Origin of the sequence: Pseudomonas sp. XK-1 (assembly GCF_038069885.1) — a bacterium.
Taxonomy (GTDB): Bacteria; Pseudomonadota; Gammaproteobacteria; order Pseudomonadales; family Pseudomonadaceae; genus Aquipseudomonas.
Genome location: NZ_JBBPES010000007.1, coordinates 12,608 through 32,060, shown reverse-complemented (window position 1 = coordinate 32,060; position 19,453 = coordinate 12,608). Strand labels below are relative to the sequence as shown.

General features: G+C 64.5%; 17 protein-coding genes. 10 read left to right on the top strand and 7 right to left on the bottom strand.

All coding sequences use genetic code 11. The annotated features are described in order from the left end of the window. The first annotated feature begins 165 nt into the window (after nt 1–165). From WMW70_RS18005 to WMW70_RS17985, 5 genes are all read left to right on the top strand, one after another. A complete protein-coding gene (locus WMW70_RS18005; RefSeq protein ID WP_341438836.1) occupies nt 166–921 on the top strand; it encodes a PspA/IM30 family protein in 756 nt (251 codons plus the stop codon). Between the two features lie 3 nt (nt 922–924). Next, nucleotides 925–2,571 carry an AAA family ATPase gene (locus WMW70_RS18000; protein WP_341438835.1) on the top strand — a complete coding sequence of 549 codons (1,647 nt, stop codon included), beginning with the start codon at nt 925–927 and terminating at the stop codon, nt 2,569–2,571. After that, a complete protein-coding gene (locus tag WMW70_RS17995; protein ID WP_341438834.1) occupies nt 2,568–3,422 on the top strand; it encodes a hypothetical protein in 855 nt (284 codons plus the stop codon). Before WMW70_RS18000 ends, WMW70_RS17995 begins: the two co-directional genes overlap by 4 nt. A gap of 91 nt (nt 3,423–3,513) precedes the next feature. After that, on the top strand, nt 3,514–5,196 hold the full coding sequence (locus tag WMW70_RS17990; protein ID WP_341438833.1) for a phosphate ABC transporter substrate-binding/OmpA family protein: 1,683 nt from the start codon (nt 3,514–3,516) through the stop codon (nt 5,194–5,196). 30 nt (nt 5,197–5,226) lie between these two features. Continuing rightward, nucleotides 5,227–6,033 (top strand): substrate-binding periplasmic protein, encoded by an 807-nt coding sequence (locus WMW70_RS17985; protein ID WP_341438832.1) that lies wholly within the window; start codon nt 5,227–5,229, stop codon nt 6,031–6,033. On the opposite strand, the gene WMW70_RS17980 is transcribed toward WMW70_RS17985, so the two are convergent. Further along, nucleotides 5,977–6,882 (bottom strand): AEC family transporter, encoded by a 906-nt coding sequence (locus WMW70_RS17980; protein WP_341438831.1) that lies wholly within the window; start codon nt 6,880–6,882, stop codon nt 5,977–5,979. The two genes, WMW70_RS17985 and WMW70_RS17980, sit on opposite strands and share 57 nt — an antisense overlap. 109 nt (nt 6,883–6,991) lie before the next feature. On the opposite strand from WMW70_RS17980, the gene WMW70_RS17975 reads away from it, so the two are divergent. Then, nucleotides 6,992–7,396 (top strand): GFA family protein, encoded by a 405-nt coding sequence (locus tag WMW70_RS17975; RefSeq protein ID WP_341438830.1) that lies wholly within the window; start codon nt 6,992–6,994, stop codon nt 7,394–7,396. A 66-nt stretch (nt 7,397–7,462) separates the two neighbouring features. Here WMW70_RS17975 and argA read toward each other — a convergent pair whose 3' ends face one another. From argA to WMW70_RS17955, 4 genes are all read right to left on the bottom strand, one after another. Continuing rightward, nucleotides 7,463–8,761 carry an amino-acid N-acetyltransferase gene (gene argA / locus WMW70_RS17970; protein ID WP_341438829.1) on the bottom strand — a complete coding sequence of 433 codons (1,299 nt, stop codon included), beginning with the start codon at nt 8,759–8,761 and terminating at the stop codon, nt 7,463–7,465. Nucleotides 8,762–8,867: 106 nt separating this feature from the next. Further along, on the bottom strand, nt 8,868–10,046 hold the full coding sequence (gene argE / locus WMW70_RS17965; RefSeq protein WP_341438828.1) for an acetylornithine deacetylase: 1,179 nt from the start codon (nt 10,044–10,046) through the stop codon (nt 8,868–8,870). A 62-nt stretch (nt 10,047–10,108) separates the two neighbouring features. After that, entirely contained in the window at nt 10,109–11,371 is a 1,263-nt protein-coding gene (locus WMW70_RS17960; RefSeq protein WP_341438827.1) for an inorganic phosphate transporter, read from the bottom strand. 39 nt (nt 11,372–11,410) lie between these two features. Then, nucleotides 11,411–12,088 (bottom strand): TIGR00153 family protein, encoded by a 678-nt coding sequence (locus WMW70_RS17955; RefSeq protein ID WP_341438826.1) that lies wholly within the window; start codon nt 12,086–12,088, stop codon nt 11,411–11,413. A gap of 142 nt (nt 12,089–12,230) precedes the next feature. Here WMW70_RS17955 and WMW70_RS17950 point away from each other — a divergent pair, with 142 nt between their 5' ends. Further along, the gene (locus tag WMW70_RS17950; RefSeq protein WP_341438825.1) at nt 12,231–12,830 is read left to right on the top strand and encodes a serine O-acetyltransferase; all 600 of its coding nucleotides are present in this window, start codon (nt 12,231–12,233) and stop codon (nt 12,828–12,830) included. A gap of 26 nt (nt 12,831–12,856) precedes the next feature. Then, nucleotides 12,857–14,221, top strand: coding sequence for a CYTH domain-containing protein (locus WMW70_RS17945; protein ID WP_341438824.1), 1,365 nt, complete (start codon nt 12,857–12,859; stop codon nt 14,219–14,221). 113 nt (nt 14,222–14,334) lie between these two features. Here the strand turns inward: WMW70_RS17945 and WMW70_RS17940 are convergent, their stop codons facing one another. Next, the gene (locus WMW70_RS17940) at nt 14,335–15,420 is read right to left on the bottom strand and encodes an extracellular solute-binding protein (protein WP_341438823.1); all 1,086 of its coding nucleotides are present in this window, start codon (nt 15,418–15,420) and stop codon (nt 14,335–14,337) included. Nucleotides 15,421–15,618: 198 nt separating this feature from the next. Beyond that, the gene (locus tag WMW70_RS17935; RefSeq protein WP_341438822.1) at nt 15,619–16,995 is read right to left on the bottom strand and encodes a glutamine synthetase family protein; all 1,377 of its coding nucleotides are present in this window, start codon (nt 16,993–16,995) and stop codon (nt 15,619–15,621) included. A 276-nt stretch (nt 16,996–17,271) separates the two neighbouring features. Between WMW70_RS17935 and WMW70_RS17930 the strand changes: the two genes are divergently transcribed. Together WMW70_RS17930 and WMW70_RS17925 are read left to right on the top strand one after the other, a co-directional pair. Continuing rightward, nucleotides 17,272–18,024, top strand: coding sequence for a gamma-glutamyl-gamma-aminobutyrate hydrolase family protein (locus WMW70_RS17930; RefSeq protein WP_341438821.1), 753 nt, complete (start codon nt 17,272–17,274; stop codon nt 18,022–18,024). Nucleotides 18,025–18,067: 43 nt separating this feature from the next. Next, on the top strand, nt 18,068–19,426 hold the full coding sequence (locus WMW70_RS17925) for a glutamine synthetase family protein (RefSeq protein ID WP_341438820.1): 1,359 nt from the start codon (nt 18,068–18,070) through the stop codon (nt 19,424–19,426). The last annotated feature ends 27 nt before the right edge of the window (nt 19,427–19,453 follow it).

Below are 19,453 nucleotides of genomic sequence, written 5' to 3'. Positions count from 1 at the left end.
CCCGCAACTCTTGCCTCTGCCTACAATCGCCAGCAGCACTGACCGGCGACGGACGGTTGCATCAATTGCCAGGCTCACCAAGAATGCTCAACGCCTGACCGGCCGTGCCTGACTGGCCGTGCCGTCAGTCATCGATGGATTGCCCGCTTACCGCAAGGAGAAACCATGTTCGCTCGTCTGACCAATATCCTCAAAGGCATGCTGTCGCTGTTTATCAAGGACATCGAGCGGCAGAACCCGGAGGCGTTGCTGGAGCTGGAGCAGGAAAATTTGCGTAAGCAGATCGCCAATTTCAACCAGGGCCTGGCCGCCCATGCGGGCCTGGCCGAGCGTTTGATGAGCCAGGTGCGCAAGCAGGAGACCGAGGAGCGCGAGCTGCATGCGCGCACCACCGCCCACCTGCGTGCCGGCAACAAGTCGGCTGCGGCGCAGAACGCCCTGCGTCTGCAGAACCTGGCCCGTGAGCTGGAAGAGAATCGTCGCCAGCTGGCCCAGGCCGAGGAAACCTACCAGAACCTGACCAAGGCCCGCGAAGTGGCGGTGGCCGCCGCGCGGAGCAAGATCGAGGCGCTCAAGGGCGCGATCAACGACCTGCGGATGAAGACTGCCATGGCCGAGATGAACGAGATGGCCGCCGGCATGGTCAGCACCATCGGCGGTTCCGGCGACACCCTCAGCCGCCTGCACGAGATGGTCGAGGAAGAGCGCACCAAGGCCGCCGGCCGCGCGCGCATGGCCCGCGATTCGATGGACATGAGCGAAGTGAACCTCAAGGAAGCCGAGATGGATGCCCTGGCCGACCAGGCCCTGGCCGATTTCGCCGCCAAGGAAGGCATCAGCCTGCCCGGCCAGGAGGCCAGCGAGGCCCCGGCGGCCAACCGCAGCATGGGCGGTGGCAATCCGCAGTCGGAAAGCCAGTAACTCATGCTCGGGCAATCGCCTGTACCCGCCTGGGTCGCCGAACTGCGCCTGGCCTATGAGAGCGCTGCCCATGGCCAGTTCGTGCTGTACGGCAATGTCGCCGACCGTTTTCCCCTGGACGGCCGCCTGGTCAGCCTGACCCGTTACCTCGACGCCAAGCTGCTCGGCACCTTCGATATCGTCTTTCTCTACGACCCGGGCAACGGCCTGAGCCTGTTGCGCGGCGGCGAGCGTTTCGCCCAGTGGCCGGCCGCGGCGCAGAGCCAGTGGCCGCTGGACCCGCGCGAGGCGGTGCAGCTGATCAGCCGCTACCTGCGTTACCGCGCCAACCTGCAGGCCCTCGGCCGCGGCGACAGCGAGCATGTGGCGGTGATCCTGCGCGGTGCCGAGCTGGTGCTGCCGGCCAGCCGTCAGGGCGATTTTGCCAGCGCAAGCCTGGCCAGCCTGGTACGCGACTGGGCCGCCGAGCCGCCGTTCGCCGATATGGCCTTCGCCAGCCTGCTGATCGCCGATAACCTCAATGACCTGCACCCGCTGGTGGCGAACAACCCGCGCATCGACCGGGTGCAGGTGCCGCTGCCGGACGCCGACAGCCTCGGTCAGTGCCTGGCGCAATTGCGCCTGGACCATCCCGCCGCCTTTGCCGACGAAGACAAGGGTGCGGTGCAGGCCCTGGCCGGGGTCAGCCTGAGCGCCCTGGCCAGCCTGGTCAAACGTCGCGCCCATGAGGGCAAGGTGCTCGGTGCTCAGGACTGGGCCGAAGCGAAGAAGGAGTTGGTGGAAAACGACAGCGCCGGCTTGGTGGAATTTATCGAATCCAAACGCACCCTGGACGACTACCACGCTCAGGAGGCGCTGAAGGTCTGGCTGCGCCAGGACATGGCGCTGTGGCAGGCCAGTGATCTGCGTGCGCTGCCCAAGGGCTATATCTTTTGCGGCCCGGTGGGCACCGGCAAGACCTACCTGGTCGAGTGCCTGGCCGGCGAGGCCGGGGTGCCGGTGGTCAAGCTGAAGAACTTCCGCGACCGCTGGGTCGGCTCCAGCGAGGGCAATCTGGAGAAGATCTTCCGCCTGATCCGCGGCCTGGGCCGTTGCATCGTGTTTATCGACGAGGCCGACCAGAGCCTCGGCAAGCGCGACGGCGGCAGCGGCGACAGCGGCCTGTCCGGACGCCTCTATTCGATGATCGCCCAGGAAATGGGCGACGCCGACAACCGCGGCAAGGTGATCTGGATTCTCGCCTCCTCGCGCCCCGATCTGATCGAAGTCGATCTCAAGCGTCCGGGCCGGGTCGACGTGAAGATCCCGCTGCTGCCGACCACCACGGTCGAGGAAAGCGCGGCGTTGCTCAAGGCCTTGCTGGGGCGCTTCGACCTCAAGCTGGAACTCAAGGCGCTGGTGAAATTGCCGCTGCCCTTGCTGCTTACCCCGGGTGCCGCCGAGGCCCTGGCGGTCAAGGTCTACCGTCAGGTGCGCACCGCGCAGATGCAGCCCCTGGCGGCGCTCAAGCATTGCCTGCTGGGCTACCAGCCGCCGGTGGCCGAGCCGGTGCTGCGCCTGCAGATGAGCATCGCCATCCGCGAGGCCACCGATATGGCCTTCGTGCCCGAATCCCTGCGCCACCTCGGCCAGGAGCCCCCACAACCATGAGCGGCCGTTATCTGTGGGCCGCCTTCAACGCCCGCCCCCTGGGCATGCCGCTGCCGCCGAACTGGTTTGGCCTGGCGGCGTTCGGCCTGCTCGGGGCCTTTGTCAGCCCGGGCTTCTGGGTGCTGGGGGCCGGCCTGGAACTGGGCTATCTGCTGCTGCTGAGCGGTAGCGCGCGCTTTCGCCGCACGGTGGACGCCCGGCAGGCGCAGCCGGCCGATCCCGCCAGCCAGCGCTACGAGGCCACAGTGGCGCTGCTCGATGCCACGCAGCGCAGCCGCCAGCAGGTGATCGAGGCCCGTGCCCGCGAGGTGTTGCAGCTGCTCGCGCGCTCGCCCTTGATGGCCTCCCATGCCGACAGCCTGGAGCAGCTGGTGTGGCTCAACCTGCGTCTGCTGGTGGCCGGCCAGGCCCTGAACGTGGTGGTGGACACCGCGGCCAAGGACAGCGCCGAGTTGCAGCAGCAGGAAGACCAGATCGATGCGCGCCTGGCCAGCAGCGAGCTGAACGACGAGCTGCGACGCAGCCTGGAGCAGCAGAAGCAGGTGATCGACGCGCGCCAGATGGCCCATGTCGAAGGCATGCGGCGCAAGGAACATGTGGATGCCGAGTTGCAGCGCATCGAGCAGCAGATCGCCCTGATCCGCGAGCAGACCCTGCTGGCCACCGACGAAGAGCAGATCGGCGTGGCGCTGAATGCCCTGACCAGCTCGTTCAACGAGGCCAGCCGCTGGCTCAACAGCCAGCGCGACCTGCTCGGGGTACTCGAACTCAACGAACACCAGGCCTTGCCGCGGTATGTCTTGCAGGGCCAGGGCGACAAGCCGACGCAGGACGAATCGCTACGCCAGTGATGGCGCGAAGCGCCGGATAAGGGCAGCGGTTCAGGCTGTGAACACTTTTGATTGGCGAGCCGCTGGCTCGCATCCGACAGGGAGAGGCGTCATGTATCTATCCACATCCGGGCAGCGTCAGCGCGGCAATGCTGCCGGCAAGCTGCTGACCATTTTGCTGGTGATCGGCCTGTTGGGGCTGGGAGCCTGGCTGGTCAGCAAGGATATGCTCGAAGAAGGCAGCGGCAGCGTGCTCAGCGGCCTGCCCGCGAGCCTCGGGGGCAGCACGGGCCCCGAGCCGATCGAGCCGGTCAGCGGCACGCCGACCCTGCAGTCGGCCGCGCCCTACGAGATGAAGAACAACATTATCGACGTCGATATGAGCGAGTACGCCGGTTATGGCGGCCTGATCGTCGCCAACGGCGGTCTCGCGCCCAACCCCGATTCCTTTTTCGCCAAGCAGTACGGCTTCCAGCTGCGCCTGAGCAAGGGCGAGAGTGAGGAATGGTCGGCGCTGAACAACGGCCAGATGGCCGCCGTGGCCACCACCGCCGACGTGCTGGCGGTGCTTGGCCGTCAGTTCGAGGTCACGGTGCCGGCGCAGATCGCCTTCTCCCGCGGGGCCGACCAGGTGGTGGTGGACAGCAGCATCGCCAGCGTCAACCAGCTCAAGGGCAAGGTGCTCGCCGCCACCCAGTTCAACGAAAGCGAGTTCTTTATCCGCTACCTGGCCAGTGAGGCCGGCGTGGCGGTCAAGGTGCTGCGCGACCTCGAGGCGCGTCCGGGGCCCAACGAGCTGGGCCTGGTGTTCTACGAGGATGCCTTTATCGCCTGCGATGCCTATGTCGCCGAACTGGCCGGCAAGCATCGGCTGAACGGCTGCGTCGGCTGGTCGCCGCGCACCGACCAGGCCGTTGCCGAATCCGCCGGGGCGGCGAAGATGCTGGTGTCCAATCGCAACCTGCTGGTGGTGGCCGATATCCTGGTGGTCAACAAGGGCTTCGCCAACGCCCATCCGCAGATCGTCAAAGGTCTGGTGCATGGCCTGCTGGAGGGCAACCGCCTGCTGCGTGACGATCCCCGGACCCATGCCGGCGTGGTCGCCCAGGCGTTCGGCTGGACCCAGGAAGAAACCCTCGACGAGCTGAGCAAGGTGCACCTGAGCAACCTGCCGGAAAACCTGGCGTTCTTCGACGGCAGCATCGATTCGGCCGGCTCCTTCCAGGGCATTTTCCAGTCCTCGGTGCTGGCCTACGGCGCGCTGATCCGCAACCCCGCCGATCCTGAACGTTTCTCCGACCTGAGCCACCTCAAGGCCCTGCAGCAGGACGGCCAGTTCCAGGGCCAGAGCATCGCCATTGCGCCGATCCGCACCAGCGGCAAGGTCGCCCTGGAAGGCGATGCGCTGTTGAGCAAGGACATCCGCTTCTTCTTCGAGGCCAACTCGGCGGCCCTGGATAACGAGGCCAAGGCCAACCAGGACTACCTGGACACCATCAAGAAGTTTCTCCAGGTCAGCCCCGGCTCCATCGTCCTGCTGCGCGGCCATGTGGATAACGCCATGGTCGCCGACTTCGAACGCCAGGGCGGTTCGGCGCTGGTACGCAGCATGGCGCTAAAGGCCATGGAGCTGTCGCGCCAGCGTACCCTGGCGGTCAAGGCGGCCTTGCTGGCCCGCCACCCGGGCATCGCCGACGACCGCATCGAACTGGTCGGGCGCGGCTGGGAAGAGCCCCTGGGCCAGGACAGCGAACAGAACCGCCGGGTCGAGGTGCAGTGGTTTACCCTCGAATAAATAACCTAGAAACCTCTGGATAGTGGCCTGATGCTACAGCGCGTGCTGGTCTGCCTGTTGTCGAGCCTGTGCCTCTGCGCCCAGGCCGATAACCTGCGTCTGGTTACCGGCGACGACTACGCGCCCTTTACCGGCCAGGCCCTGCCGGGCGGTGGCATGCTGACCCAGGTGGTAAAGGCCGTGCTGGATGAACGCAGCATCGTCCATAGCCTGGACTGGCGGCCCTGGAACCGCGGCTACCTGAAGACCCTGCAGGGCGAATACGACGCGACCTTCCCTTATGTACGCACGCCTCAGCGGGAGCAGGAATACCTGTATTCCGCCGCCCTGTTCGTGGCCGAGCAGCATATCTTCAGCCGCGCCGCCGAGCCCATCGAGCTGGATGATCCGGCCAGCCTGCAGGGCCGGCGCTTCTGTTACCCGCTGGGCTGGCAACCGCCGAAGGCTTTGCAGGAGCTGCTCGACCAGGGCGTGCTGACCCGCCATTCGCCCACTGGCCTCAAGGAATGCGCGCGCCTGTTGCTGCTCGGCCGGGATGATTTCTTTATCTCCGACCTGCGTCTGGGGGAAACCGCATTGCGCCTGACCGGTGCCGACCTGAGCCTGTTCCGCCGCTCTGTCAGGGCGATCAGCAACAGCACCCTGCACCTGATAGTGCCGCACAAGCACCCGCAGGGGCCGCAGCTGATCGAACAGTTCAACCTGGGCCTGCGCGCCCTGCAGGACAGCGGCCGCTACCAGCAGATGATCGACAGCTATCTGCAGGCCAGAGACGCGGGATTAACCGAGCAGGCGCAGCAACAGCGGCAGGCTGGCCGCCGCCAGCAGGGTCTGTAGGGTGATCAGGCCCGCCATCAGCTGGCTGTCGCCGCCCAGCTGGCGGGTCAGCACATAGGCGGTGGGGGCCGTCGGCAGGGCGAAGAACAGCACCAGCAGGGTACTTTCCATCGCCGGCAACTGCAGCCCATAGGCCACCGTCCAGGCCAGCAGCGGCATAGCCAGCAAGCGCAGCAGGCTGTTGCTGAGCAGGGCCGGAACTTCGCCGCTCAGCTGCTCGGGCTTCAATGCCGCGCCGACGCAGAGCAGGCCCAGCGGCAGACTGGCGGCGGCCAGCAGGCCGAGCAGACGCTCGCTGCCGCCGGGCAGGCCGATGCCACTGAGGTTGATCAGAGCCCCGGCCAGGCAGGCGAGAATCAGCGGGTTCTTGAGGATCGGCAGCAGCAGGCTGCGCGCACTGACGCCGCGCTCGGCGGTCAGCGACCAGACCGACAGCACGTTGACCGTGGGCACCATCAGAGCCAGCATCAATGCGGCCAGGCTCAGGCCTGGTTGGCCAAACAGGCTGCCCACTGTGGCCAGACCCAGGTAGGTATTGAAGCGCAGGGTGCCCTGGGTAAACGCCCCGAAACGCCCCGCCGGCCAGCCCCGCACCCGGCGCATCAGCAGCAGGGCCAGCCAGGCCAGACCCAAGGCCAGCATGACTGCCAGGGCCAGGCGCGGCAGCGCGGGGTTATCCAGCGGGGCCGTGGCCAGGCTGCTCAACAGCAGGGCGGGAAACAGGATGAAGTAGTTCAGCCGCTCGGCTCCGGGCCAGAACGCCTCGTTGGGAAAGGCCTGGCGGCGCAGCAGATAACCGGCGATTATCAGGGCGAACAAGGGCCATAAGGCCAGCAGCAATTCGAGCACGACAACCCTCGTTTAACAGACCGTTGAAAACTGCCGAGCAAGGCGCAAGCGCCCATCTTGAGCAGCCCGGGCGGGCGACGCAAGCATCGAACGGCGAAGGAGAGCAAGGATGAGTTTATTGCACAGCGGAGGCTGCCACTGTGGTCGCCTGCGTTATTGCTTCGACGCACCCCTGGTGGATATCGCCCACTGTCACTGTTCGGTCTGCCGGCGCAGCAGCGGCGGCATCCTGACCACCTGGATCACGGTGCCGCTGGCGAGCTTTCAGTGGCTGTCCGGCACGCCGACCGAGTACGCCTCGTCGGCTACCTGCACGCGCAGTTTCTGTCCGACCTGCGGCGCGCACCTGACCCTGTTTACCCGCCTCAGCCCGCAGACCCTGGATGTGACCGTCGCCACCCTCGACCACCCGGAGCAGGCCCCAGCGGATCGACATATCTGGGTGCAGAGCGGCTTGCCCTGGCTGCAGGTCGACCCGCAACTACCCGAGGAGCAGCAGGAGCTGATCCCCTAGAGCGGCCTGTTTCCCGGATTGCGCCAGGGCTCTGCGGTAAGGCCTGGCGCATTGCCTGTAGGCGCTTTAAAGCGCCTTTTCAAACACCTGGGAATTGCGCTGGTAGTTGTACAGCGAGGCGCGGGCGGCGGGCAGGCGGTCGACGCTGCTGGGCACGAAGCCGCGCTCGCGGAACCAGTGGGCGGTGCGGGTGGTGAGCACGAACAGGGTCTTCAGGCCCTGGGCGCGGGCGCGTTCCTCGATGCGTTCGAGCAGCTCGTCGCCGCGACCGCCATGGCGGTAGGCCGGATTGACCGCCAGGCACGCCAGCTCGCCGAAATCCGAGTCGGCAATCTGGTACAGCGCGGCGCAGGCGATGATCAGGCCTTCGCGTTCGACGATGCTGAACTGCTCGATTTCACGCTCCAGCACCTCCCGCGAACGGCGCACCAGAATGCCCTGGTCTTCCAGCGGGGTGATCAGCTCCATCAGGCCGCCGACATCTTCGATGGTCGCCTCACGCAGGGATTCGAACTGCTCCTGGGCCACCAGGGTGCCGTTGCCGGTGCGGGTAAACAGCTCGCTGAGCAGTGCACCGTCTTCGGCGTAGCTGACGATATGGCTGCGGCGTACCCCGGCCTTGCAGGCCTCGGCGGCGGCGTCGAGCAGTTCGCCCTGGTAGCTGTTGCCCAGGCGCTGCAGATGCTGCGGCACCTGCTGTGGGCGCAGCTCGCGGACCAGGCGGCCGTTCTCGTCGAGCAGGCCGCTCTCGGCCCCGAACAGCAGCAGCTTGTCGGCGTCCAGGTCGATGGCGGCGCGGGTGGCAACGTCTTCGCAGGCCAGGTTGAAGATTTCCCCGGTGGGCGAATAGCCCAGCGGCGACAGCAACACGATGCTGCGCTCATCCAGCTGACGATTGATGCCCTTGCGGTCGATGCGCCGCACTTCGCCGGTGTGGTGATAGTCGACGCCATCGACCACGCCGATCGGCCGCGCGGTGACGAAGTTGCCGCTGGTGACGCGCAGGCGCGAGCCCTGCATCGGCGAGCGTGCCATGTCCATCGACAGGCGCGCTTCGATGGCGATGCGCAGCTGGCCGACGGCGTCGATCACGCACTCCAGGGTCGGCCCGTCGGTTACCCGCAGGTCGCGGTAGAAGTGTGGGGTCAGGCCCTGATTGGCCAGGCGCGCCTCGATCTGCGGGCGCGACCCATGCACCAGCACCAGGCGCACGCCGAGGCTGTGCAGCAGCACCAGGTCGTGAACGATATTGCCGAAATTCGGGTGGGCGACGCCCTCGCCCGGCAGCATCACCACAAAGGTGCAGTCGCGGTGGGCATTGATATAGGGCGAAGCGTGGCGGAGCCAATTGACGTGGTCGTGCATTGCGGGAGGAACCTGTGGGGCAGATAGGGAACGCATGGATTGGCGCGGGTGCGCCAGACGAGGCAGCCGATAGCAGCGGGTGGTTATCGTCGCAGTTGGTGCAGCTTCACGCGTTCTCTCCTCCAGGTGGCACCGCGGTGGCGGGTTGCAGGCAGTAATGCTCGATCAGTTCGCGCAGCAGTTGCACGGTCGGTTGCAGGCGCGACATCGCCAGGTGTTCGCCGGGCTGGTGGGCGCAATCGATATCGCCGGGGCCAAGCACCAGGGTTTCGCAACCGAGCTGCTGAAGATAAGGCGCTTCGGTGGCAAATGCTACCGCGCAGGCACTGTGCCCGGTGAGGCGTTCGGCGATGCGCACCAGCTCAGTGTCGGCGCTTTGCTCGAACGGCGGCACGCTGGGGAACAGCGGCGCGTAGTCGATCTTGACCTGGTGCTGCTCGGCCAGCGGCTGCAGCTTCTGCCGGATCGCCGCGCGCAGCGCCTGCGGGTCCATGCCAGGCAGCGGGCGCAGGTCGAACTCCAGGGCGCACTGGCCGCAGATGCGGTTGGGGTTGTCGCCGCCATGGATGCAGCCCAGGTTCAGGGTCGGCACTGGCACGCTGAACTGCGGGTTGCTGAATTCGCGCTGCCACTGGCTGCGCAGGCCGCGCAGCTCGGTGATCACGTCCTGCATGGCTTCCAGGGCGCTGTGGCCGAGGCCGGGGTCGGAGGAGTGGCCGCTCTGACCGAGGATGTCGATGCGTTCCATCATGATGCCCTTGTGCAGGCGGATGGGCTTGAGGCCGGTGGGCTCGCCGATCACCGCCGCGCGCCCCAGGGGCCGTCCGGCAGCGGCCAGGGCGCGGGCTCCGGCCATCGAGCTTTCCTCGTCGCAGGTGGCGAGGATCAGCAGTGGCTGTTGAAAGCGCTGCTCCAGCAAGGGTTGCACCGCTTCGATGATCAGGGCGAAGAAGCCCTTCATATCGCAGCTGCCCAGGCCCACCCAGCGGCCGTCGATTTCGGTCAGCTTGAGCGGGTCGCTCTGCCACAGCGCGGCGTCGAACGGCACGGTGTCGCTGTGTCCGGCCAGCACCAGGCCACCGGGCCCGCTGCCATAGCTGGCGAGCAGATTGAATTTGCCGGGGGAGACTTGCTGCACATCGCAGTGGAAGCCGAGGTCGCCGAGCCAGCCCGAGAGCAACTCGATCACGGCGCGGTTGGACTGGTCCCAGTGGGGCTGGGTACAGCTCACCGAAGGCGCTGCGATCAGCGCGGCGAATTGCTCTTTTAGGGAAGGCAGGGGCATCGATGGTCTCCGCGGGCGAGGCCCATCATAGGGCCATCGCCGGCAGAGAGAAAACCGCTAACTCAGAGGAAGATGCCGCGCAGCACGTAGAAGAACACGATGGACAGCGCCGCACCCACTGGCAGGGTGATCAGCCAGGACATAAAGATCTTGCCGATCACGCCCAGGTTCAGTGCGCCGATACCACGGGCCAGGCCTACGCCCAGTACCGCACCGACCAGGGTGTGGGTGGTGGACACTGGCAGGCCGATGGCCGAGGCACCGACCACGGTGGTAGCGGTGGCCAGTTCGGCAGCGAAACCGCGGCTGGGGGTCAGCTCGGTGATTTCCTTGCCGATGGTGGCGATCACCTTGTAGCCGTAGGTAGCCAGGCCGATGACGATACCCACCGCGCCGAGCAGCAGCACCCAGGCCGGCAGCGCCGCCTTGGCCCCGACCGCCTCACCGCCGGACTGGATCACCCCGACAATGGCCGCCAGCGGGCCGACGGCGTTGGCCACGTCGTTGGAACCGTGGGCAAAGGCCATGGAACAGGCGGTGAAGATCATCAGCACGGCGAAGACCTTCTCCACGCTGGCGTAGTGGAAATCCTTGTCCGCCTCGACGTCGATCTTGATCCGGCTGAGCAGGACGATACCCAGCAGCATCACCAGGGTGCCGACGCCCAGCGAGAGCATAAAGCCCTCGGTGCTGGAGAGGTTCAGGCCGATATGCTTGAGGCCCTTGGTCAGGGTCATGATGCTGACCATAAAACCGGTGGCGAACATATACAGCGGCACGAAGCGCTTGGCGTTGAGGAAGGGCTCGTCGGTATCGATGATCAGCCGTTGCACGCTGACGAACAGGCCGAAGGCGACGATCCCGGAGAGCACCGGCGAGATTACCCAGCTGGCCACGATCGGGCCGACGCCGGCCCAGTTGACCGCGTCCATGGACACGCCAACGGCGGCGAAGCCAATTACTGCGCCGACGATGGAGTGGGTGGTGGAGACCGGCCAGCCACGGGTCGAGGCGATCAGCAGCCAGGTACCGGCCGCCAGTAGCGCCGACATCATGCCCAGCACCATCAGGTCCGGGGTGATCATCGAGGCGTCGACGATACCGCTCTTGATGGTTTCAGTGACCTGGCCGCCGGCCAGGTAGGCACCGGCAAACTCAAACACCATGGCGATCAGGATCGCCTGTTTAATGGTCAGTGCGCGCGAGCCCACCGAGGTGCCCATGGCGTTGGCCACGTCGTTGGCACCCACGCCCCAGGCCATGAAAAAGCCGAAGAGACAGGCGAGCAGCAGAAGTACGAGGCCGTAGTCCGCAATCAGAGACATAAATAATTAATCCGTAGATTCCAGAAAGGACACTGGCGCTTAGCGCGCCAGCAGTTGTTCCAGTCGGTTGCCGACGCGTTCGGCACGGTCGGCCACATCGCCGATCCACTCGATGATCTGGTAGAGGAACATCACGTCGACCGGGGGAAGATCCTTTTCCAGTTTGAACAGGGCACGACGCACGTCGATCTGCATCAGATCGGTGTCGCGTTCGATCTGCTCAAGCTCCATGACCATGGACTCGACCAGGGCAGCTTCGCGACCGCCAAAGCCGGTTTCCAGCAGCTCGTCCAGCTCGTTCATGGCCTTCAGGGCCTGGGCGCTGGCATCCACGGTGCGCTGCACAAAGGTCCGCATCAGCGGCTGCAGCGCCTGAGGAATAGACATTTCGCGGCCTAGCATCAGGCCAGCGATGTCCTTGGCGCGGTTGGCGACTTTGTCCTGTACACTCAGCAGCTCCAGCAGATCCGAGCGCGGAACCGGCAGAAACAGGCTCTTGGGCAGGTGCAGGCGCACGCTTTTCTTCAGCTTGTCGGCTTCGTCTTCCAGTCGCGCCATGTCCTGCTGCACTTGCTGCACCTGAGCCCAGTCCTCGACCATCACGGCTTCGAAAAAAGGCACCAGGTTCGCTGCGCACTCGTGAGCTTTGGCGAAATGCTTCTGCATGGGCCCGATAGGCGAGCGACCGAACAGGCTGGCAAAAGGATTGATTGGCATAGGGTGAGCCCCGGCGTTGAGAAGGCCGCAAGTATACGGATCACCTGGGACGCCCGCCAGTTCGTGTCATCGGCTGGTAATAATTTGATTGTATTGCCCCCGGCTGGGGCTGTTACACAGTAAAGGCATCCGAGGTCGCGGCATGACATTCGCCCAATTGAAACGCTACTGGCATATCGAGCTGCTCGGCGGCGCGCACAAGCGCTTTTCCTGGCGGCGCTTGCTGGCCAAGTACCGCCAGCGTTCGCGTTATCGCTACCTGTTCTGGTACCGCTTCGCGCAATTTCTTCACCAGTCCGATTCGAAGTTCTGGCGCAACCGCGCCCGCCGTCTCAGCGACCGGCTCAGTGAACGCTTCGGCATCGAGATCCCGCTGGACACGCAAATCGGCGAAGGTCTGTTTATTCCCCACCCGGTCGGTATCGTGATTACCCGCAAGGCGGTGATCGGCCGGAACTTCAGCATCTTCCAGAACTGCACCATCGGCCAGAAGCATGACGAGGGCGGCCCGATCATGATCGGCGATAACGTCAGCGTGGGGGCCAACGCCTGTATCATTGGCGACAATCTTCGCATCGGCGACGACGTCACCATCGCCGCGGCCTCGTTCGTCAATAAAGACATCCCCGACCGGCACACCCATATCAGCACCTACACGTCGAGACTGATCGAGAATAAAGCCGATTACTCGCCGATTAGTACGCCGCACTCGCGCAAGGCGCGCGACAGTTCGGCCAGCTGAATTCACGTATCCAGACCTAGAGCCCCATGAACAAAGAAACCGAGATCAAGCTGCGAGTCAGCCGTGCCACCCTGACCGCCCTGCGCGACCACCCGTTGCTGAAGAAGCGCAACAAGAGTGGCTGGGAGCAGCACGAACTGTTCAACCAGTATTTCGACACCCCCGAGCGTGACCTGGCCATGGCCAAGGTGGCTCTGCGCCTGCGCCGCGATGGCGACCAGGTGATCCAGACCCTGAAAACCCGCGGGCAGAGCGTGGCCGGTTTGTCCGAGCGTAATGAGTGGGACTGGAACCTGGCCAAGGCCAAGCTGGACCTGAAGAAGCTCGATGACAGCTGCTGGCCGGCGGCCCTGGCCGAACTGGACAAGAAGCAGCTGCAGCCCATCTTCACCACCGACTTCGTCCGCCAGCGCGCGGAAATCGCCTGGGGTCGCGGCAAGGCCCGGGTGGTGATCGAAGCGGCGCTGGACCTGGGCAAGGTGATTGCCGGCGAAGGCGAAGAAGAAATCTGCGAGCTGGAGCTGGAGCTGCGTCAGGGTGAGCCTGAAGCGCTGCTGGAGCTGGCCGCCGAACTGGCCGCCGACCTGGCACTGATGCCCTGCGATATCAGCAAGGCCGAGCGCGGTTACCGCCTGTTCGATGCGGGCAGCTACAGCCTGAGTCTGCCGGCCCCGGTGCTGAGTGGCGAAACCAGCCTGGACGACAGCGTCGCGGCGCTGGGCTGGCACCTGCTGGGCAGCAGCCAGCGCCTGGCCGAGCAGTACCGCTTCAATGGTCACTGGCGTTTGCTGGTCGAGTGGCTGGATCAGTTGATCGGCTTGCGCGCGCTGCTCGGCAGTCTTGGCCAGGCCGCACCGCGGGCCAGCAGTCATGCCCTGCGCGAACTGCTGGATGCCTTGTTGCTGGACTGGCGTCCGCGCCTGCTGGCCGGCCAGGACGATGACAGCCTGCGCAAGAACGCCCCGGCGCTGTTCGCCGCCGAACTGCAGGGCAATCGCTGGGGTCTGTTCTCGCTGAACCTGTCGCGCTGGCTGCTGGCGCGTAGCTGGACGGTGGGGCGCAACAACCGTGGCAACCGCCAGGGCGCGGCACCGCTGGGCAACTGGCTGCCGACCCTGATCGCCGATGAAGGGGCCGCCCTGCAGCTCAAGCGCTATGTGCAACAGCCGGAAGATCTGGCCGAGCAACTGCCGCGTATCGAGCGCCTGCTGGTCTGGCTGCACCTGGCTCGCGAGGTGCTTGAAGTACCGGAAGTCGACCGCCTGTATGGCGAGTTGAACAAGCTGGCGGAGCTGGCCCACCAGGCTATAGATCCCGATGGCCTGGCGGCGCGCAAGGCGCAGTTGCTGGCCATCGGCTCGCTGAAAGCCTGGCGTCAGCTGGTCAAGTAAGCCTGTGACGCCCTAGGGTGCGCCGTGCGCACCAAGGCTCTCGGATAACTATGCACCCTGCGCGGTAATCACAGGCCGTAGCCCGGATCACTTCCGGGCTCCTCTCGCATCACTCAGCTGCCATCACGAAAGCGCGCCCAGACCTCGGCCACGCTGGCGCTGTGTTTCTCCGGCACGGTTTCCAGGGCATGCAGGCGGCGTTTGGTGGCGCGGTCCGGGTACAGTCCCGGCTGATCGCGCAGGGCGGCGTCGAGAAAGTCCCTGGAGTCGGCATTGCCGTTTGGATAAAGCGTCTCGGCGGTGATCAGCGCGGCCACTTCGGGCTGCATCAGGTAGTCGATAAAACGGTGGGCCAGATCGGCGCGCCCGGCGCTTGCGGGGATCACCAGGTTGTCGATAAACAGCGTCGAACCTTCATCCGGTACCAGGAAACGCACCGGCTGCCCGGCATCGGCGGCGGCCAGGGCATCGCCGGCCCAGGCCATGGCCACGCACAGCTTGCCCTGGCTGAGGTCGTCGATATAACGCTCGCTGTCGATATAGCGCAGATGCGGGCGCAGACCGTCCAGCACCTGGCTGGAGCGCTGAATGCGGCTCGGCGCGCTGCGTGCCAGGCTGCGGCCCTGGTAGTTGAACAGCAGGCTCAGGGTTTCCTCGGGGGCGTCCAGCACGCTGATCCCGCATTCGGCCAGGCGCGCGCTCTGCTCGGCATCGAACAGCAGGCTCCAGCTGTCAGGCAGCGGGCCGCCAAAGGCCGCCTCGGCTTGCGGCGTGTTGATCGCCAGACCCACCGCGCCCCACAGGTAGGGCACGGCATGGCGGTTGCCCGGATCGAGGGCGGCCAGGGTGCTGAGCAGCTGCTTGTCGAGGTGCTTGCGGTTGGGCAGCAGGCTGAAATCCAGGGGCTGGATGCTGCCGTTGCCGATCAGGGCCGGCAGGTCGTTGTGCGAGGGCACCGCGATATCGATGGCTTCGCCGCTGGCCAGGGCCGCCGCCAGCTCTTCGGCGGTGCTGAAGGTGCGGTACTCCACGCGGATACCGGTCTCGGCCTCGAAGTCCTTGAGCACCTGGGGGGCGATATAGTCGTTCCAGTTGTACATGCGGATAACCGCATCGGACCGTTCGACTGCCGGCGCGGATTCCTGGGCCACCGTCAGGAGTGGCGTCAGCAACAGCAGTGAGGCGAGTAAGCGAAGCATGGTGGATCTCCCGGTAAGCGCTGCGCCGTCCCTTGGGGTGCGGCTTGTTGATGCGGGCGACAAGACCCGGACCTGCTGAATTTCACCCAGCCGAACGCCTGCCACGGCGCAAGGCGCGCGGCCAGGGATAAGGCTGGTTCGGCAGTTCCGGCTGGATAAAACAACGCCGGCACAAGGCCGGCGTTTGGTGTTGCGTACTTAAACGGTGTGCAGGTACCAGTTGTACTCGAGGTCGGAGATCGAGTTCTCGAACTCGGCCAGCTCGCTTTCCTTGCAGGCGACGAAGATATCGATGTATTTCGGGTCGATATAACGGGCCAGCACTTCGCTGTCGTCCAGCTCGCGCAGGGCATCGCGCAGGTTGTTCGGCAGGCTCTGCTCGTTCTGCTCGTAGGAGTTGCCTTCCACCGGTGCGCTGGGCTCGATCTTGTTGGTCAGGCCGTGGTGCACGCCCGCCAGTACCGCCGAGAGCAGCAGGTAGGGGTTGGCATCCGCGCCGGCGACGCGGTGTTCGATGCGTACGGCATCGGCACTGTCGTTCGGTACGCGCAGGGCCACGGTACGGTTGTCGATACCCCAGCATGGCGAGTTCGGCACGTAGTACTGCGCGCCGAAGCGGCGGTAGGAGTTGACGTTCGGGCAGAGGAAGGCCATCGAAGCCGGCATGGTTTCCAGCACGCCGCCGATGGCATGACGCAGGGCGTCGTTCTGCACCGGGTCTTCGCAGGCGAAGATGTTGTTGCCCTGCTTGTCGAGAATCGAGATATGCACGTGCAAGCCGTTACCCGCCTGGTTGGGGTACGGCTTGGCCATAAAGGTGGTGTCCATCTCGTGGTCGTAGGCGATGTTCTTCACCAGGCGCTTGAGCAACAGCGCGTAGTCGCAGGCCTTGATCGGGTCGGCGACGTGGTGCAGGTTGACCTCGAACTGCGCCGGGGCGCTTTCCTTGACGATGGCGTCGGCCGGGATGCCCTGTTCCTTGGCACCCTCGAGGATGTCCTGCAGACACTCGGCGTATTCGTCGAGGTCGTCGATCAGGTACACCTGGGTCGACTGCGGGCGCTTGCCCGACAGCGGCGACAACGGCGGCTGCGGGCGACCGTTCACGTTGGCCTGGTCGATCAGGTAGAACTCGAGTTCAAAGGCGGCGCAGATGGTAAGGCCCAGTTCGTCGAACTTCGCGACCACCTGGCGCAACACTTCCCGTGGGTCGGCGAAGAACGGCTCGCCTTCCATTTCATGCATGGTCATCAGCAGTTGCGCGGTCGGGCGTTTCTGCCAGGGCTCATTGCACAGGGTGTTGGGGATGGGGTAGCAGATACGGTCGGCGTCGCCGATGTCCAGGCCCAGACCGGTGCTTTCTACCGTCGAGCCATTGATATCCAGGGCGAACAACGAGGCCGGCAGGTTGATGCCACGCTCGTATACCTTGTGAAGACTGGCGCGTTCGATGCGCTTGCCGCGCACCACGCCATTCATATCGGCAATGAGAAGGTCGACGAACAGGACCTCAGGATGTTTCTTAAGGAACGCGTTCGCTTCGTTAAGCTGAACGGCACGCGGGGGTACCGACATGATGCAACACCTTTGTTGTTAAAAATATCAATCATGCAACTGCACAGGGTTGAGTCAATCCCAAACGCCTGATGCTGTCAAGAGAACTACATATTGCCCTAAAAGAGGGCTGCGTGGCCAATTTTAGGGCGTTACAGGGCAGTGCTGTATCGGCGAACCCCAGGTTTGACAGGGTGCTCAGTGGGGTGTGTTCAATTTTTTACATGGCTATTGTGAAAAAAAATGAACAAGGCTAAGCTCGGCTCAAACCCATAACAGCAATAAAACGGGTGTCTCATGTCGCGCCAGCCGATAATCGGCGTTAGTGCCTGTACCAAGCAGATCGGGCACAACATCTACCACACCGCCGGTGACAAATACCTGCAAGCCATTGTGCATGTTGCCGGGGGCATGCCATTGATAGTCCCCGCGCTCGGCGATCAGATCGATCAGACCTACCTGCTGCAACAACTCGATGGCCTGGTGTTCACCGGTTCGCCGTCGAACGTAGAACCCCATCACTATAGCGGCCCAGCCAGCGAGCCGGGCACCGCTCATGATGTTGCCCGCGACAGCACCACTCTACCTTTAATTAAAGCAGCAATTGCCGCCGGCGTTCCCGTGCTCGGCATTTGTCGCGGCTTTCAGGAAATGAACGTGGCCTTTGGCGGCACCCTGCACCAGAAGGTGCATGAGGTCGAGGGCTATATGGACCATCGCGAGCCCGGCGACATGCCGGCCGAGCAACAGTATGGCCTGCGTCATTCGCTGCACGTGCAGCCGGGCGGGCTGCTCGCCGGCATCGGCTTGCCGGACGAGATTCAAGTCAATTCCATTCATGGCCAGGGCGTTGAACGTCTGGCGCCGGGCCTCCGCGTGGAAGCACTGGCACCAGACGGGTTGATCGAAGCCTTCTCCGTCGAAGCGGTGCCAAGCTTCGCACTGGGGGTGCAATGGCACCCCGAGTGGCAGGTAAGATCCAACCCGAATTATCTCGCCATCTTCCAGGCCTTTGGTGAGGCTTGCAGGAAGAGGGCGGGGCAACGCTGAACCGACTATATATAGGTCGGCTCTCACCAACCCTGAGGTCTCTATGAGCACCAAATTAGACCAGCTTTCGAGCTGGCTCAAAGAACGCAAAATCACCGAAGTTGAATGCCTGATCAGCGATCTTACCGGCATTGCCCGTGGCAAGATTTCGCCGACCAACAAGTTTCTCGACGAGAAGGGCATGCGCCTCCCCGAGAGTGTGCTGCTGCAGACCGTAACCGGCGACTACGTCGAGGACGAAATCTATTACGACCTGCTCGACGAGGCGGACATCGACATGTTCTGCCGCCCGGATGAAAACGCCGTGTTCCTGGTGCCCTGGGCCATCGAGCCGACTGCGATGGTGATCCACGACACCTTCGACAAGCAGGGCAACCCGATCGAGCTGTCGCCGCGCAACATCCTCAAGAATGTACTCAAGCTATATGCCGACAAGGGCTGGAAGCCAATCGTCGCGCCGGAAATGGAGTTCTACCTGACCAAACGCAACAGCGACCCGGATTTCCCCCTGGTCGCGCCCATGGGCCGCTCCGGCCGCCCGGAAGTGGGCCGGCAGTCGTTCTCCATCGACGCCGCCAACGAATTCGACCCGCTGTTCGAAGATGTCTACGACTGGTGCGAAATCCAGGGACTGGACCTCGATACGCTGATCCATGAAGACGGCCCGGCGCAGATGGAAATCAACTTCCGTCACGGCGAAGCCCTGCACCTGGCCGACCAGATCACCGTGTTCAAGCGCACCATGCGTGAAGCGGCGCTCAAGCACGATGTGGCCGCCACCTTTATGGCCAAGCCGATCACCGATCAGCCGGGCAGCGCCATGCATATCCACCAGAGTGTGGTGGACATCAAGACCGGGCAGAACCTGTTCTCCAACGCCGATGGCAGCATGAGCGAACTGTTTATGCACCACATCGGCGGCCTGCAGAAATACATCCCCGAGTTGCTGCCGCTGTTCGCCCCCAACGTCAACTCGTTCCGCCGCTTCCTGCCGGATACCTCCGCGCCGGTGAACGTCGAGTGGGGCGAAGAAAACCGCACCGTGGGCCTGCGCGTACCGGAAGCCAGCCCGCAGAACCGCCGGGTGGAAAACCGCCTGGCCGGTGCCGACGCCAACCCGTATCTGGTGCTGGCCGCCTCCCTGCTGTGCGGCTATATGGGCATGGTTGGCGGTATGGAGCCCAGCGTTCCGGTCAAGGGTCGCGGCTACGAGCGGCGCAACTTGCGCCTGCCGATCACCATCGAGCACGCCCTGGAGCGCATGGAAGCATGCAAGGATGCCGAAAAGTACCTGGGCGAGAAGTTCATCCGTGGCTATGTCGCGGTCAAGCGCGCCGAACACGAGAACTACAAGCGGGTAATCAGCTCCTGGGAGCGTGAATTCCTGCTGCTTTCTGTATAACCCGGTGGCCGGTCGCAATGCGGCCGG

What these genes read in the sequence shown, in the direction of transcription:
- WMW70_RS18005 (WP_341438836.1), top strand. Translation starts at nt 166, where the DNA reads ATGTTCGCTCGTCTGACCAATATCCTCAAAGGCATGCTGTCGCTGTTT.
- WMW70_RS18000 (WP_341438835.1), top strand. Translation starts at nt 925, where the DNA reads ATGCTCGGGCAATCGCCTGTACCCGCCTGGGTCGCCGAACTGCGCCTG.
- WMW70_RS17995 (WP_341438834.1), top strand. Translation starts at nt 2,568, where the DNA reads ATGAGCGGCCGTTATCTGTGGGCCGCCTTCAACGCCCGCCCCCTGGGC.
- WMW70_RS17990 (WP_341438833.1), top strand. Translation starts at nt 3,514, where the DNA reads ATGTATCTATCCACATCCGGGCAGCGTCAGCGCGGCAATGCTGCCGGC.
- WMW70_RS17985 (WP_341438832.1), top strand. Translation starts at nt 5,227, where the DNA reads ATGCTACAGCGCGTGCTGGTCTGCCTGTTGTCGAGCCTGTGCCTCTGC.
- WMW70_RS17975 (WP_341438830.1), top strand. Translation starts at nt 6,992, where the DNA reads ATGAGTTTATTGCACAGCGGAGGCTGCCACTGTGGTCGCCTGCGTTAT.
- argA (WP_341438829.1), bottom strand. Translation starts at nt 8,761, where the DNA reads ATGCACGACCACGTCAATTGGCTCCGCCACGCTTCGCCCTATATCAAT.
- argE (WP_341438828.1), bottom strand. Translation starts at nt 10,046, where the DNA reads ATGCCCCTGCCTTCCCTAAAAGAGCAATTCGCCGCGCTGATCGCAGCG.
- WMW70_RS17960 (WP_341438827.1), bottom strand. Translation starts at nt 11,371, where the DNA reads ATGTCTCTGATTGCGGACTACGGCCTCGTACTTCTGCTGCTCGCCTGT.
- WMW70_RS17955 (WP_341438826.1), bottom strand. Translation starts at nt 12,088, where the DNA reads ATGCCAATCAATCCTTTTGCCAGCCTGTTCGGTCGCTCGCCTATCGGG.
- WMW70_RS17950 (WP_341438825.1), top strand. Translation starts at nt 12,231, where the DNA reads ATGACATTCGCCCAATTGAAACGCTACTGGCATATCGAGCTGCTCGGC.
- WMW70_RS17945 (WP_341438824.1), top strand. Translation starts at nt 12,857, where the DNA reads ATGAACAAAGAAACCGAGATCAAGCTGCGAGTCAGCCGTGCCACCCTG.
- WMW70_RS17940 (WP_341438823.1), bottom strand. Translation starts at nt 15,420, where the DNA reads ATGCTTCGCTTACTCGCCTCACTGCTGTTGCTGACGCCACTCCTGACG.
- WMW70_RS17935 (WP_341438822.1), bottom strand. Translation starts at nt 16,995, where the DNA reads ATGTCGGTACCCCCGCGTGCCGTTCAGCTTAACGAAGCGAACGCGTTC.
- WMW70_RS17930 (WP_341438821.1), top strand. Translation starts at nt 17,272, where the DNA reads ATGTCGCGCCAGCCGATAATCGGCGTTAGTGCCTGTACCAAGCAGATC.
- WMW70_RS17925 (WP_341438820.1), top strand. Translation starts at nt 18,068, where the DNA reads ATGAGCACCAAATTAGACCAGCTTTCGAGCTGGCTCAAAGAACGCAAA.